This is a genomic window from Streptomyces sp. NPDC005774, from assembly GCF_042871645.1.
In the GTDB taxonomy this organism is placed as follows: Bacteria; Actinomycetota; Actinomycetes; order Streptomycetales; family Streptomycetaceae; genus Streptomyces; species Streptomyces pratens.
In genome coordinates, this window is record NZ_JBIAIV010000028.1 from 81,604 (window position 1) to 95,429 (window position 13,826).

At 70.3% G+C, this 13,826-nt stretch carries 13 protein-coding genes; 4 read left to right on the forward strand and 9 right to left on the reverse strand.

The window, feature by feature from the left end:
• Nucleotides 1-36: 36 nt before the first annotated feature.
• Nucleotides 37-810, forward strand: a complete 774-nt coding sequence (locus tag ACFYQA_RS24145; protein ID WP_388921432.1) for an SDR family NAD(P)-dependent oxidoreductase — start codon at nt 37-39, stop codon at nt 808-810.
• Between the two features lie 46 nt (nt 811-856).
• Nucleotides 857-1,612 carry an SDR family NAD(P)-dependent oxidoreductase gene (locus tag ACFYQA_RS24150; protein WP_388921435.1) on the forward strand — a complete coding sequence of 252 codons (756 nt, stop codon included), beginning with the start codon at nt 857-859 and terminating at the stop codon, nt 1,610-1,612.
• Nucleotides 1,613-1,848: 236 nt separating this feature from the next.
• Here the strand turns inward: ACFYQA_RS24150 and ACFYQA_RS24155 are convergent, their stop codons facing one another.
• Genes ACFYQA_RS24155 through ACFYQA_RS24165 form a run of 3 tightly spaced genes read right to left on the reverse strand, consistent with a single transcriptional unit; the run spans nt 1,849 to nt 4,331 of the window.
• Entirely contained in the window at nt 1,849-2,589 is a 741-nt protein-coding gene (locus tag ACFYQA_RS24155) for a hypothetical protein (RefSeq protein ID WP_388921438.1), read from the reverse strand.
• 30 nt (nt 2,590-2,619) lie between these two features.
• Nucleotides 2,620-3,141 (reverse strand): flavin reductase family protein, encoded by a 522-nt coding sequence (locus tag ACFYQA_RS24160; protein WP_388921441.1) that lies wholly within the window; start codon nt 3,139-3,141, stop codon nt 2,620-2,622.
• A gap of 8 nt (nt 3,142-3,149) precedes the next feature.
• Nucleotides 3,150-4,331 (reverse strand): hydroxylase, encoded by a 1,182-nt coding sequence (locus ACFYQA_RS24165; RefSeq protein ID WP_388921444.1) that lies wholly within the window; start codon nt 4,329-4,331, stop codon nt 3,150-3,152.
• A 351-nt stretch (nt 4,332-4,682) separates the two neighbouring features.
• Here ACFYQA_RS24165 and ACFYQA_RS24170 point away from each other — a divergent pair, with 351 nt between their 5' ends.
• Complete coding sequence (locus ACFYQA_RS24170) at nt 4,683-6,140, forward strand: MFS transporter (RefSeq protein WP_388921446.1); 1,458 nt, start codon at nt 4,683-4,685, stop codon at nt 6,138-6,140.
• 39 nt (nt 6,141-6,179) lie between these two features.
• Here ACFYQA_RS24170 and mftF read toward each other — a convergent pair whose 3' ends face one another.
• The 6 genes from mftF to mftA are packed head-to-tail and all read right to left on the reverse strand — an operon-like array spanning nt 6,180 to nt 11,282.
• On the reverse strand, nt 6,180-7,568 hold the full coding sequence (gene mftF, locus ACFYQA_RS24175; protein ID WP_388921449.1) for a mycofactocin biosynthesis glycosyltransferase MftF: 1,389 nt from the start codon (nt 7,566-7,568) through the stop codon (nt 6,180-6,182).
• Nucleotides 7,565-8,326, reverse strand: coding sequence for a mycofactocin biosynthesis peptidyl-dipeptidase MftE (gene mftE / locus ACFYQA_RS24180; RefSeq protein WP_388921452.1), 762 nt, complete (start codon nt 8,324-8,326; stop codon nt 7,565-7,567). The genes mftF and mftE overlap by 4 nt, the downstream gene beginning before the upstream one ends.
• Complete coding sequence (gene mftD / locus ACFYQA_RS24185) at nt 8,323-9,564, reverse strand: pre-mycofactocin synthase MftD (protein ID WP_388921455.1); 1,242 nt, start codon at nt 9,562-9,564, stop codon at nt 8,323-8,325. The genes mftE and mftD overlap by 4 nt, the downstream gene beginning before the upstream one ends.
• 58 nt (nt 9,565-9,622) lie before the next feature.
• A complete protein-coding gene (gene mftC, locus ACFYQA_RS24190) occupies nt 9,623-10,873 on the reverse strand; it encodes a mycofactocin radical SAM maturase (RefSeq protein WP_388921458.1) in 1,251 nt (416 codons plus the stop codon).
• The gene (gene mftB, locus ACFYQA_RS24195) at nt 10,873-11,145 is read right to left on the reverse strand and encodes a mycofactocin biosynthesis chaperone MftB (protein WP_388921461.1); all 273 of its coding nucleotides are present in this window, start codon (nt 11,143-11,145) and stop codon (nt 10,873-10,875) included. The genes mftC and mftB overlap by 1 nt, the downstream gene beginning before the upstream one ends.
• An 8-nt stretch (nt 11,146-11,153) precedes the next feature.
• The gene (mftA, locus tag ACFYQA_RS24200) at nt 11,154-11,282 is read right to left on the reverse strand and encodes a mycofactocin precursor MftA (protein ID WP_388921465.1); all 129 of its coding nucleotides are present in this window, start codon (nt 11,280-11,282) and stop codon (nt 11,154-11,156) included.
• Nucleotides 11,283-11,443: 161 nt separating this feature from the next.
• Between mftA and mftG the strand changes: the two genes are divergently transcribed.
• Nucleotides 11,444-12,997 carry a mycofactocin system GMC family oxidoreductase MftG gene (mftG, locus tag ACFYQA_RS24205; RefSeq protein WP_388921468.1) on the forward strand — a complete coding sequence of 518 codons (1,554 nt, stop codon included), beginning with the start codon at nt 11,444-11,446 and terminating at the stop codon, nt 12,995-12,997.
• Nucleotides 12,998-13,826: the final 829 nt, after the last annotated feature.

The window sequence follows — 13,826 nt, forward strand, 5'->3', positions numbered from 1 at the left end:
TTCGCGCGCCTGCGCGTGCAAGTGGAAGGGGATTCGATGGAGATCAGGGGCAAAAAGGCAGTCGTGTTCGGCGGCGCGTCCGGGATGGGCCGGGCCAGCGTCGAACTGCTCGCGGCCCGCGGCGCCGACGTCGCCGTACTCGACCGTCCCACGTCGGCCGGCGCCGAGGTCGCCACGGCGCTCGGCGGACGTTTCCATCCCGTCGACGTCACCGACTTCGAAGCGACCGGGAAGGCACTTGCCGACGCCGTGGAATCCCTCGGCGGACTGCATGTCTGTATCACCACCGCGGGCGGGGGAAGTGTGCAGCGCACACTGGGCAAGAGCGGCCCCCACGACCTGGACACCTTCCGCCGGGTCCTCGACCTCAACACCGTGGCCACTTTCAACATCAGCCGGCTCGCAGCCTCGCACATGAGCCGTAACGAACCCGAGGATTCCGAGGGCGGCTCCGGTGAACGCGGCGTCATCGTCAACACCTCGTCGATCGCCGCCTTCGAGGGACAGGTCGGCCAGGTCGCCTACTCGGCCGCGAAGGCCGCCATCGCCGGGATGTCCCTCACCATGGCGCGTGACCTCGGCTCGCTCGGCATCCGGGTCCTCGCCATCGCGCCCAGCCTGTTCGAGACGGGTGCGACCCAGAAGATCCCCGCCGAGACGCGGGCCGCCCTGGTGAGGGACGCCGCTTTCCCCAAGCGGCTGGGCCGCCCGGAGGAATACGCCAAGCTCGCGCTCGCCGTCATCGACAACCCCATGCTGAACGGCCAGTGCCTGCGCCTCGACGCGGGCCAGCGGTTCGCGCCCAGGTGACCGGAAGTCCCCTGACCATCCGCACGGCGACGACGGGAGAGGCCCCATGCCGGACAACGAACATGAGGGAAAGATCGCGTTCATCACAGGAGGCGGTCGCGGCTTCGGCAAGGCGTTCGGCACCGCCCTGTCCCTGCGCGGCGCACACGTCGTCCTGGCCGACGTCGACGGCGACGCGGCCACGGCCGCCGCCGGGGAACTCACCGCACTCGGCGCCAGTGCCACCGGGGTGACCTGCGACGTGGCCGACGAGGTCGCGGTCGGCGCGGTCATCGATGAGGTGGCCGAACGGCACGGCGGCCTCGACATACTGGTCAACAACGCGGGTCTGCACGCCGCGTTCAACAAACCGTTCGCGGAACTGGGTCTGTCCAACGTCCGGCGGGTGTTCGACGTCAACGTCATGGGCGTCGTCATCTGCTCGCTCGCGGCACGGAAGGTCATGAGCGGACGCCCCGGCGCCGCGATCGTCAACATCTCGTCGTCAGCGGCCTACGCCAACCGGACGGTGTACGGCGTGTCCAAGCTCGCCGTACGCGGCCTGACGGTGTCGTTCGCGCGCGAGTTCGCCACCGACGGCATCCGCGTCAACGCGATCGCGCCCGGCTTGATCTTCACGGACGCCGTCCGGGCCCAGTTGTCACCCGCCGAGGCGGAGCGCGTCCTGGGAGAGCAGATCCTGCGTCGCGAGGGTGAGGAGCGGGACGTCGTCGAGGCGCTGTTGTACTTGGTCTCGTCCCCGTCGTCCTTCATCACCGGGGAGACACTGCGGGTGACGGGCGGCTTCGCCCTCTCGGTGTGACACGGCACATGTGACGACTGGCCGGGGGGGGGGGGGGGGGGGGGGGGGGGGGCCCCGCGCCCCCCCCGGGGGGGGGGGGGGGGCGGGGGGGCGGGGGGGGGGGGGGCGCCCCCCCCCGCCGGGGGGGGGGGGGGCGCCCCCGCGGGGGTTGCCCCGCCCTCTCGCCCCGGGGGCGGGGGGGGGGGCGCGGGGCGCCCCCCCCCCCCCCGGCCAGTCGTCAGTGTCGTCGGGTGCCGCTAGGCGTCGGCGAGTTGCACCTCCGACGCGTCATCGGGGAGCTCCGTCTCCTCCTGCTTGACCGCCCGCAGCAGCACGATCGGCGTGGCGATCTTCCAGACGAAGTACGTGGCTGTGGGGATCATGTTGGCAAGCAGGCCGTTCCAGGCCAGCGGACCGCTCTGGTTGAGGAAGACGAAAGCCCCGGGGATGAGCAGCACACCCAGCACCATGCTCAGCCAGCCGTACCAGCGGGGGAAGATCGGCTGGGCACGGCGGTCGACGAACGACGCGTACCCGATGGACCAGACCTGAAGGACGAAGATGCAGGCGTTGCCCACGAACATCAGCCAGAAGGTGTCGGACATCGCGGTCAGGACGTCGGCGGAGTGGATCTCGGGCCGGTAGGCCGCGGCCGCGAGGATCGCGAGCGGGAAGAAGAAGCCGAGCGGGGCGACGACTCCGGTGGTGAGTTGGATCATGGACAGCAGACCCCAGCCGCCTTCGACACGGCGCATCTGGAGGCTCGTCACGACGACGTACGGGTATTCGAACGGAACGGTCAGCACCATGATGACCACACAGGTCAGGATCCCCGTGCGGTGGTCGTTCAGGAACGTGACGATTCCCTCGGGGCTCTCCGTCGGACTCATCGGTGTGATGATGTGGCCCGCGGTGAAAGCGGCTATGAACCCCACCAGCAGGATGAATCCGCACCAGGCCGACCAGCGTTGCAATCTGAAGTACAGGTCTTTCCGCATGAACGATCTCCTTTGATCGTCTCGGCTCATTCACCAGCCGACGAGTCTGTCCATCACCAGGGTTGTGGTGGACAGGTAGTCGCCGTATCCACCGCTGAAGAACAGCAGCGGGGTCCTCTTCGATTCGACGCGAAGATGCCGGACGCGTCCAACGACGAGATAGTGGTCACCGACCTCGACGACTTTCTCCACGGCGCAGTCGACCCACGCGATGATCCCGTCCAGGACGGGATTTCCCAGCGGAGACGCTTTCCAGGTGGCCCCCTCGAATCTGTCGGCCGCGCTCCCGGACGCCATCTGCCGGGACAGCCGTTCCTGGTTCCCCGCGAGGGCGTTTGCACAGAACCGACCGGCGGTCCGGATCGTCGGCAGGGTCGTGGAGGATCCGTCCACGAGGAAGGAGACCAGGGGCGGGGCCAGAGAGACGGACATGAAGGTTCCGACGACCAGTCCCCTGGGCCGGCGGTCGGCGTCCGTGGTGGTGATCGCGACCACACTCGTCGGGAAGTGGCCCAGGACGTTGCGGAAGTACCGTCCGTTGATCGTGTCCATGTGCGCCCTCAGATCATGACGCGCATGGACTCGGGCAGCTCGAGACCCATCTGGGCCAGGGAGTCGGCGTGGTACGCCGAACCGGGCACGTGGATCATGTGCTGGAGTCCCACGTGCGCGTCCCGCCAGAACCGCTGCAGGGGGTTGCCGCGCCGGATCGCGTTCCCGCCGGACCGCACGAAGATCTGGTCCAGGGCGGAGACGGCACGCCACGCACAGCGCACCTGGTTGCGCCGGACGTTGGACCGGTCCTCGATGGTGACGGGCCTGCCTGCCTCGATCTGGTCGTACAGCCGGCTGATGCCGTCGATCAGCTGGACCCGCGAGGCTGCGATCTCCGCCGCCGCCTCCCCCGCGGCGTAGAGCACATACGGATCGTCACGCACCTGCACGCCCGTCACGGCGACCCGGTCGAGCTGCTGGCTCAGGTGCAGGGCCAGTGCCCCTTCGCAGATGCCGACGACCGCCGCGGTGATTCCCAGCGGGAACATCGCGGCGAAAGGCAGCCGGTAGAGGGTCCCGGTGAGCCCGACCGCCTCGGCCGCGGCGCCCTCGGTGACCAGTTCCTGGCGGATCGTGCGGTACTCGGGGATGAACGCCCCTTTCACGACGACATCCTTGCTGCCGGTGCCCGACAGCCCGATCACGTCCCAGGTGCCGTCGATGATCTCGTAGTCCTCGCGCGGCAGCACGACGTGCAGCACGCTGATCGGCCCCGCCGGCTTTCCCTTGCCGTCTCCGACGAGCGCGCCGAGGAAGTCCCAGGAGCAGTGGTCGCTTCCCGAGGAGAACGGCCAGCGTCCGTTGAGGACGTACCCGCCGTCCACCGGATCGGCGACGCCGTTCGGCATGTAGGGCGAGGCGATCCAGGTGTCCGGGTCCTCACCCCACACCTCGTGCGCGAGCCGGGAGTTCATCTGGGCCAGCTCCCAAGGGTGCACGCCGACGACTCCGCTCACCCAGCCCGCGGCCCCGTCGTAGCTCGCGACCGCCATGACCGCTTCCGCGAAATCCCGTGGATGGGCGGCGTAACCACCGAATTCCTTGGGCTGCAGAAGCCTGATGACCCCTGCCGAACGGAGCAGTGCGACGGTCTTGTCGCTCAGCTTGCCGAGTTTCTCGTTCTCTTCGGCGAGTGCGGCCAGTTCGGGCCCGATCTCTCCGATACGACCGACAACTTCGTGCGCCACGCCGCACACCTCCTGCTGACCGGTGAATCACGTGCATCACGTGTGCCGCGCGTCGGCGGCGGGATCGGCTCATTGTCATTTCGTGGTCCGCGCCGCCGCTGCGCGCTTTCCGCTGACCGGGACAGCCCTTGTCCGGAAGCGGGACGCAGGGCACTCGAAAAACCGTTACTGAACGATTTATTGATTGTACCGACCGGTAGGTCTACGTTACGGGACGTCGTGTTGCCGACGGGCCCCGGCATGCGAGGCGCACGGTCCGTCCTGTCCCCGGCAGGGCTGAGCCCGAAGCCCGCCGACACCGGAGCACCATCGCTCTTCCCCGCACCCTCCGATCACCCACGGAAGGCCCCCATGTCCCAGGCACACACCGTTTCCCCGCAGGGCACCGAGACGACCCGCTCCACCGCGCGCAACGCTCTCATCGTCCTCGCGCTGTTGTGGGCGGTCCAACTGGTCGCACTGGTCGCCGCGTTGTCCGGCATCTCCCAGGCCGAGGTCGCGATCCACTTCCACACCACCGAGATCGCCTGGTTCACCCTGATCACCCTGTTGGCGGGGACCTTCTTCCTGCCCTTCGTGGTCAAGGGAGCGGCCCTGTACGGCAAGAGGCGCGCCCTGCTCGTCGCCACCGGGCTCGGCCTGGTCGGCGACCTGATCGCCGCCCTCGCCACCGACTACCGCACCCTGCTGATCGGGCGCGGTATCGCCGGCATCTACGCGGCGGCCGCCCCACTGGCGTATGCCATCACCCGTGACCTGTTCCCGCGCCGCTGGGTCGGACTCGCCACCGGCATCATGGCGGGTGGTGTCGGGCTCGTCGCCTTCGGCGGGCCGTTCATCGCCGGCTGGCTTCTGGACGACTACAGCTTCCGGGGCGTGCTGTGGTTCATGGTCGTCAGCACTGCCGTCAGTCTCGTGCTGGTCGCTGTCCTCGTCCCCGAGAGTCCCGTCCGCGAGCGGGGCGGCCGGATGGACTGGCTCGGCGGAGCGCTCCTGGGAGGGGGAGTCACCGCGCTCGTCCACGCCGTCGGCCAGGGGACGCACTGGGGCTGGAGCAGCGGAAAATTCGTCTCCTTCGTCGTCGGAGCACTGATCGTGCTGATCGTCTTCGTGCTCGTCGAGCGCCGGGTCGCCGAACCGCTGTTCCCACTGTCCATGACGCGACGCCGCTCGGTGTGGAGTGTTCTGCTGGCCACGTCCATCGCGGCCGGCTCACTCAGCGCGGTCGGCGTGGTGATACAGATGCTCGTCCTGATGCCGAAGATTCCCACGGTCTCCGAGGGTCTGGGCTGGTCCGGCACACACAACGCCATCGTCACCAGTCCGATCAGTGCCATGATCATCGTGGCCGCGGTCGGCACCGGCGCCCTCGCCCGCCGGATGGACACCCGGATCCTGCTGGGTACCGGCTCCGCGCTCACGGTCCTCGGATACGGCATCGGGACACAACTGCACCACAGCGCCGGGGAGATCATCACGATGGGGCTGATCGCCGGGACGGGGACGGGCGTCGTCATGGCCGTCGTCCCCATCATGATCATCGAGGTGGTGACCCCCGAAGAGCAGGCCCTGGCCAACGGCGCGCAGACCCTCGGAATGGGCGTCGCGCAGATCGTCGTCTCCCAGCTGGCCTTCGTCGTCATGGCCCAGAACGGGAAGGTCCTGCACGGCACCCAGTTCTACCTGGACGCCGGCTTCACCAACGGGCTGTGGCTGGTTGTCGGATGCTGCGCCGTCGGCACGCTGCTCGTGTTCCTGATCCCGAGGAGCAAGCGCCTCGACGAAGCCGTCGCCGGTCAGGCGGCCTGAGGTACCGCAGGGTGAGGGGACGGCCGCCGAGCCGTCCCCTCACCGCTTGATGCGGGGCCTGAGGGCCGCGATGGACCGGCCCTGGAACGCGGAGAACCACACACCCGCGCCGTAGGCGAGGTCGTCGAGGCGCCGTGCGACGCCGTAGCGGACGGGGTCGAGACATCCTCGGCCGTGCCGGTGTTCGAGAGCGATGTCCGCCAGGGCGGCGACCGCCGCGGCCCGGCGGACCCGGCGGGAAACCGTACAGCCGAGCACCGTGAGCGGCCACCAGTGGCGGGTCAGCAGAGCTGCGGCCTGGGTGAGGGCGGCGACGGTTCCGTTGGCGGTGAGCCGCAGGGCCAGCCGGTGCGGATGCCGGATGCCGTCGAGTCTGCGGGCGATGCGCAGGGCGGTGAACACGGCGACGGCTCCGGCGGCCGGCGCCGACCAACGGCGTTGTACGAGCAGGGCGGTGACGAGCGCCGTGCTCCACGGGGCGAGTACGACGGGCGCGATGAACTCGGGGTGGCGCTCGGCGAGCGGGTGGGCTCCGGTGCCGTAGACCGCCTTGCGCCGGAACCAGTCGCCGAGTCGCACGCGGTGTTCGTGGGCGGCTTGGACCGTCGGCTCGTAGCGGACCCGCCGGCCCTTCTCGACGAGACGCCAGCACAGATCGACGTCCTCCCCGACGCGCATGCGCTCGTCGAAGCCGCCCGTCAGGGCGTCCACCCGTGCCACCGCGCAGGCCGTCGACGCCCAGGAGACCGGGCTCCCCGGCCGTACGGCGGCCGGGTGGGCGCCGAGGTCGAGGGAGGATCGGGCGTTCTCGTAGCGTCCGATCCAGGTCGGGGCGGCTGCGGTCGGCAGGCCTGTGATGCGGGGTACGGCCATGGCGAGGCGCGGGTCGGCGAAGTGCCGCAGAAGCGTGGGGACGGTGTCGGGGGCGAGCACGACATCGGAGTCGGCGAACACCACGAAGGGGGTGGTGACCAGCCGGAGACCGGCGTTGCGCGCACCGGCGGGACCGACGTTCGCGGACAGGACGAGCAACCGTGCCCCGTGCCGGGCGGCGACGGCCGCGACGGCCTCCGGGTCCCGCGACCCGTCGTCGACCACGATCACGGGGTGGCCCGGCCCGACGCTGCCGAGCAGCCGGCCGAGTTGCCGGGCGCGGTCCCGGACCGGCACCACCACGGTGTACCGCGGGTCCAGGTTCGGCGGAAGCGCGTCGACGACGGGGTTGGCCATCCCGAGTTCGAGCAGCCGGTCCGCCAGGAGCCCGCTCGCCGCGTCCCGCACCACGATCGTCCGGCCGGTGAGAAGACGGCGGGCCCGCGGAGCCAGCCGCAGCAGCCGGGTGGGGAAGCCGCCGAGCAGGGCGCGGCCGCCGTCGACGACGCGGGTGTGGCGGTCGAGCGCGACCACGAAACCGACGGGAAGCGTCACACGTGCGCCGTCTTCGTGCGCAAGCCCTGCGACGGTCTCACGAGACGGCCCCGGCCGTCGACGACGCCGCCGGCGATCCGGCCGGCGGTCGCGGACACCATCGAGTCCAGGATCCCGAGCCCCTCCTCCGCCGAGGCCCCGGACGGATCGCCGAGTACGCCGGACGGCGAGACGGCACGCACCCCGCGCGCCCTCAGGTCCGGCAGGAGGACGGCCGGCGGACGCGTGTCCCCCGCCACGGCGGCATCGAGCCGCACGTGCTCGGGAGCCAGGTGCAGCATCACCGAGGTCTCCGTACGGCCGGCGTGCGCGTCGCCTCCCGGAACATCGCAGCCGGTCCAGGCGACGTCGTGGCCTTCGGTACGCAGTTCTACGAGAGCGCTGTCGAGCGTGGTGACGTTGCCGCCGTGACCGTTGACGAAGACGATCCGGCCGGCCCAGAGCGCCAGCGACCGCACGATCTCCACGAGCACCCCGCGCAGCGCCTCGTGCCCGATCGACACGGTTCCGGGAAAACCCGCGTGTTCGCCGCTCGCGCCGTAGGCCAGCGCCGGTGCCACGAGCGGTGGACCGGCCGGCCCACCGGGCAGGGCCTCGGCGGCTCTCCGTGCGACGGTGTGCGCTATGACGGTGTCCGTGTCGAGCGGAAGGTGCGGGCCGTGCTGTTCGGTTGAGCCGACCGGAACCAGGACCAGCGCCCCGGACCCGACCGACGGCCAGACGGTGCTCGCGAGGTCACCGCCCCACGCCCTGGTCACGCGACCGGCGCCCGGGAACCGGCCGGCGCCGACGTCGGCACGCCCCGGCCACGGGCGTCCGCACCCGCGCCGAGGGTCAGAGCGAACCCCGGGGGGATCACCAGGTCGTCCGGCGACAGTTCGTTGACCGAGGAGTGACCGAGGCCGAGGACGGCCGAGTCGAGCCCGCCCCGCAGGATGTCCAGCACGTTCTCCACGCCCGCCTGGCCGTTCGCCGCCAGGCCCCAGAGAGAGGCGCGGCCGATCAGGACGGCCCGCGCGCCCAGGGCGAGTGCCTTCGCCACGTCTCCGCCGCGTCGGACGCCGCCGTCCAGGAGGACCTCGACCTGGTCGCCGACGGCCTCCACGACGGACGGCAGGACGCGGATGGTGGCCGGGGTGGTATCCAGGTTGTTTCCTCCATGGTTGGAGACCGAGAGCGCCGAGACGCCGGCGTCGACCGCGCGCCTGGCGTCGTCGACCCGGGTCACGCCCTTCAGCAGGAAGGGCCCGCCCCACTCCTCGCGCAGCCACCTGATGTCGTCCCAGGTCGGGGGCGTGGTCCGCATCCACTCGCCGTAGGCGCCGAAGAAGGTCGGCGCCACGCCGCCGGGCGGTCGGAGATTGGGCACGGTGAGGTCGGGGACACGCCCGGACTTCGCGAACCGCCACAACCACGCCGGCCGGGGCAGCACATCCGGGGCGTACCGCAGCACGGCCTTCAGATCGATCTTCTCCGGGACGGCCGGGCTGCCCCAGTCACGGCCGTGGGAGAAGGACCAGTCGAGGGTGACGATGAGGGCCTTGGCACCGGCCGTCCGCGCCCGGTCCATGCGCTGCACCATCGTCTCGCGCGTACCGCTCCAGTACAGCTGGAAGAAGAGGTCCGGGCCGGCGTCGGCGACCTCCTCCACCGGCCTGCTCGCGAACGAGCTGAGCCCCATGACGACGCCCCGGCTCGCCGCCGCACGCGCCACGGCCACCTCTCCGTCCGGGTGCACCGCCTGGACCCCTGTGGGGGAGATGAGAACGGGGAACGCCGTCGGCACGCCGAGCACGGTCGTCGACAGGTCGCGCTCGGCGTGGTGGCCCACGATGTGCGGGGCGAAACCGAGTTCGGCGAAGGCCGCGATGTTGTCGTCGATCGTGCGGCCGCGCTCCGAGCCCGCGACGAGCGCACCGTAGACACTGCTCGGCAACCGCTTCTCGGCCCGGCGCTGTGCCTCGGCGACCGTCTCGAACCAGGGGTTCCTGCGCATGTGCGTCGTCCCTTCTTTGCGAGGCTCTCAACGGCTCTTTTCGCGTTCCGCGGTTCGCCTACGGCAGCCGCAGCCCGGCCAGGGGATCCTCGGCGCAGTCGCTCACCGGAGGCCGGTCCAGGTCCCGTCGTCGCGTGAGTACCAGGTCGACCGGTGCCGGGCGCGCGGGTGGTGAGGTGCGGTGGGAGTGGTCGCCCGACGGCTTGGGAAGGTGTGCTCCATCCGAAGGACGCCGGGCGAGCCGTTCCTCGCCGTAGCCCCGTACGCATTCGGGGTCGGGGCCGTCCAGCGGAAGCCCGGTGAAGAACTTCGCGGCCATGCATCCGCCCTTGCATCTGTCGTAGAACCCGCAGGAGACACAGGCGCCGCCCTGCTGCGGGGCCCGCAGGCTCCGGAACAGCTCCGAGTCTCGCCACACCTGGGTGAAGCCGCCCGGCTGACGGACGTTGCCGGCCAGGAACTCCTCGTGGATCGCGAACGGACACGCGTACACATCACCGACGGGGTCGATCAGGCAGACGACGCGCCCCGCGCCGCACAGGTTGAGGCCGGGGAGCGCCTGACCGTACGCGGAAAGGTGGAAGAAGGAGTCGCCGGTCAGCACGTCGTCACCGTGTGCCAGCAACCAGTCGTACAGCTCGCGCTGCTGCCCGGCCGTCGGGTGCAGCTCGTCCCAGACGTCGGCGCCGCGCCCGGAGGGGCGAAGCCGGGTCAGACGGAGCTGGGCGCCGTAGCGGTCGGCGAGTGCCTTGAAGTCGTCGAGCTGCGGGATGTTGTGGCGGGTGCACACCACGGAGAGCTTGAAGTTCTTCATGCCGCTGTCCGCGAGGTTGCCCATGGCCCGCAGCGCTGTGGTGTACGAACCGGCTCCGCGCACCGCGTCGTTGACGTCCTCGGTGGCGCCGTCGAGGGAGATCTGGACGTCGACGTAGTCGTTGCGGGCGAGCCCGCGGGCTGCCTCCGGGGTGATCCGTACGCCGTTGGTGGAGAACTTCACCCCGACGCGGTGGTCGGTGGCGTAGTCCAGGAGTTCCCAGAAGTCGGGGCGGACCGTGGGCTCCCCGCCGCCGATGTTGACGTAGAAGACCTGCAGGCGCTCCATCTCGTCGATGACGGCCCTGGCCTCCTCGGTGCCCAGTTCGCGGGGATCGCGGCGTCCGGAGCTGGAGAGGCAGTGGGTGCAGGACAGGTTGCAGGCATAGGTGAGTTCCCAGGTGAGACAGATCGGCGCGTCGAGCCCGGACTCGAACAGGCCGGACAGCCGGGCCGAGCCGGGCACGGTTCCGACCGCCTCCGGTGATGTGGTCATCATGCCTTTCCCACGATCATCGACGACTGGGCGAGTGCGGCCAGGGCCCGTCCGTATCGCGGCAGTTCGGCCTCGCCGACACCGGCGGCCAGGCAGGCGGCCCGGGCGGTGGGTTCATGCGCGAGGGACTGGACGACCGTGAGCAGACGGCGGTCCTTGAGGAACGTGAGCCCGCGGGTGCCGAAGTGGTAGAGCAGTGCGCCGAAGGGTTCCGGTCGCACCGCAACCTGCGCGTGCAGGGCCCAGGCGCGGTCGAGCTCCATCGCGGTCATGGCGCGGCCTAGTAGACGCCGCACATGCCGTCGATGGAAACCTCCTCGATGAGATCGTCGGCCTCGATCAGCGCGTCCTCGGTCACCACCTCCTCGTCCCGGATCTCGTCGGACGAGACGGAGTGGGGCTCGTTCATACGGTCTCCCTGGTCCCGCGACTCCGCGATCCTGCGCCGCGAGCCGCTTCCATCGGTCCACCGGACGGTAACGGCACCGCGCGCCGCAATCGGAGCCCCGGTCCCGATCACCGGGACGTGAACCCACAACCGTTCACCGTCATGCGTTCAATCGGTTGCCCATGGAGCACATCGGCCTGCCCGACGTCATCGTGGTGGGCGCCGGGGGCAGCGGCGCCGTCCTCGCGACGCTGCTCAGCGAGGACCCCGACCGCAGTGTGGTGGTGCTGGAGGCCGGTCCCGCGCCACGTCGTCTCTCGGAGTTCCCTCCCTCGTTGCTGGACGCCCGGCTCGTCCCCGGGGCTCAGCCCGGACACGTCGCCCTCCAGCCGTGGGCGGTGCGCCTCACTTCGCGGCATCCGTACACCGTGGCCCGCGGGCAATTCCTCGGCGGCTCGACCACCGTCAACGGCGGGTACTTCGTCCATGCCCGGCGCGAGGACTTCGACCGCTGGTCGGCGGCCGGCGGCCCGGCGTGGTCGTACGACCGGGTGCTCCCGTTCCTGCGCTCGATGGAGACCGACCTCGACCACGGTGCCGGCGACCTGCACGGCGGCAGTGGGCCGGTGCGGATCCGGCGCTCGGAACTCCGGCATCCCGCCGCCGCGGCGTTGCGGGCCGCCGCCCGTCAGTTGGGGTTCCCCGAGGAGCCGGACAAGAACGCCCAGGGCTCGCCAGGCTTCGGCCCCGTACCGTCCAACGCCGTGGACGGTCTGCGACTCAACACCGGCATCAGCCATCTTCTGGCCGTGCTCGGCCGCCCCAACCTCACGGTGAAGGGCGACCACCTGGTCCGTCGAGTCCTCATCGAACGCGGCCGGGTGACCGGGGTGCTCGTCGAACACGACGGGCACCGCACGACCGTGCGGGCAGGCGAGGTCGTGGTGTGCGCCGGCGCGTTCGCCTCGCCCCACCTGCTGCACCTGTCGGGCATCGGACCGCGCCGCGATCTGGAACGCCTCGGCATCCCCGTCGTTCGCGACGCTCCCTCCGTCGGGACCCGGTTCAGTGACCATCCGCAGGTGGTCGTGGAGTGGGTGCCCAGGTGGTCGTTGCCCGCGCCCGCCGACTCCTGGCTGGGGGGCGCTCTGAATCTGTCCTCGTCGGACGGAGGCCACCCGGGGGACCTGGAGGTCCTGCAATCGCTGGTCCCCATGACGGGGCTGGTCGGCGGTCGGGTGTCCGTCCCCGGTGCTCCCCTCGCATTCCTCGTGTCTGTCCAGACTCCACGCCTCACCGGCAGGCTGCGCACCCGGTCCGCGGACCCGGCCACTCCGCCGAGCATCGAATACGGCTATCTCGGCACCGCTCATGACAGGCGGCGCCTGCGGGAAGCGGTCCGCGCCGCCGCCGCGCTCGTCGCCACCAGCGCCTTCGACGAGGTCTCCCTCGGGCTCACGTATCCGGGGCAGGACCTATGGAACGACGACGGACTGCTCGACCGATGGATCGACGGGCGTCTCGGCACCTCCCATCACACCTGTGGCACCGTGCCCATGGGCCCCTCCGACGACCCGCGGGCGGCCGTGGACGGCTACGGCAGAGTGCATGGCGTCCGCGGCCTGCGGATCGCTGACACCTCGATCCTCCCCTCGGCACCCCTACGCGGTCCGGCGGCGACCGCCGTCCTGATCGGCACACTCATCGCCGATACCATGCGGCGGGATCTGCGGTGACTCGCGGAATCAGCGACAGTGCCCGAGTACGGCGGTGTAAGGGCAAGCCCCGTCAGGCGGGGTCGACGACCACGGAGGAAATGCCGGCGTCGAGGGCCGGTGTGCCGATCTGCGCACGGCCCGCGCGCTCTCACACACGTCCCACCAACCCGGCTGACGTCCCTGGACCACCAGGTCCTGACCTGGCCGTACGCCACTTCTGGATCAACTGCACGCTCCTGGACGGTTCTTGAAACCTGTGTCGGGTAGGACCATGACTTTCCGTGGTGGATGTGCCACGCCCGCACGCCGTCATACCGCTCGGACTGTCGCCGTACGACTCGTGTTCCGGCGTTACCGGACCGAATTGGCCGACGGCCACAGCACATCAGAGCCCGAGCGGATGCAGCAGGCCGGCTCGCTTCCCGCCTACGATCGGTAGCGTGCCGCAGGCGGCCCCCAGTTCGAGGAGCCATATTCTCCAAGATCCGGACCATTCCCGGGCCGGCGATCCCACCAAAGCTGAGAGCGGCACCGTTTACGCAGGTCAGAGTCGCCCTAGACCTTTATTCGTCAGCAAACTGTCAGCATCGGTCGTCGAGGGTCCGCAAGCCATGCCTTCTGGTGCGCCGGTCCGTGGGATGGGGTGGTTTTTCAAGGAGTGCGGGCATCCGCGGTCGCGGGGGACGAAGTGCCCTCACCCGTACAGGATCCGGTATCGGTCTGCGGCCGGGAGACAGGTGGAGGAGTCCTGGTTGGGTGCAGATCTTCTGAGGGTGCCTCGTTGGGGTGATTCGCAGGGGTTCGGGATGTGGTCGGGCGTGCCGGCTTCTACCGTCGCCGGGGTCGA

Bases quoted from the DNA above. Each gene is read 5' to 3' on its own strand.
- ACFYQA_RS24155 (WP_388921438.1), bottom strand. From the start codon at position 2,589: ATGCGGAAAGACCTGTACTTCAGATTGCAACGCTGGTCGGCCTGGTGC.
- mftD (WP_388921455.1), bottom strand. From the start codon at position 9,564: ATGCGCAGGAACCCCTGGTTCGAGACGGTCGCCGAGGCACAGCGCCGG.
- ACFYQA_RS24160 (WP_388921441.1), bottom strand. From the start codon at position 3,141: ATGGACACGATCAACGGACGGTACTTCCGCAACGTCCTGGGCCACTTC.
- mftA (WP_388921465.1), bottom strand. From the start codon at position 11,282: ATGAACGAGCCCCACTCCGTCTCGTCCGACGAGATCCGGGACGAGGAG.
- ACFYQA_RS24150 (WP_388921435.1), top strand. From the start codon at position 857: ATGCCGGACAACGAACATGAGGGAAAGATCGCGTTCATCACAGGAGGC.
- ACFYQA_RS24145 (WP_388921432.1), top strand. From the start codon at position 37: ATGGAGATCAGGGGCAAAAAGGCAGTCGTGTTCGGCGGCGCGTCCGGG.
- mftC (WP_388921458.1), bottom strand. From the start codon at position 10,873: ATGACCACATCACCGGAGGCGGTCGGAACCGTGCCCGGCTCGGCCCGG.
- mftG (WP_388921468.1), top strand. From the start codon at position 11,444: ATGGAGCACATCGGCCTGCCCGACGTCATCGTGGTGGGCGCCGGGGGC.
- mftB (WP_388921461.1), bottom strand. From the start codon at position 11,145: ATGACCGCGATGGAGCTCGACCGCGCCTGGGCCCTGCACGCGCAGGTT.
- ACFYQA_RS24170 (WP_388921446.1), top strand. From the start codon at position 4,683: ATGTCCCAGGCACACACCGTTTCCCCGCAGGGCACCGAGACGACCCGC.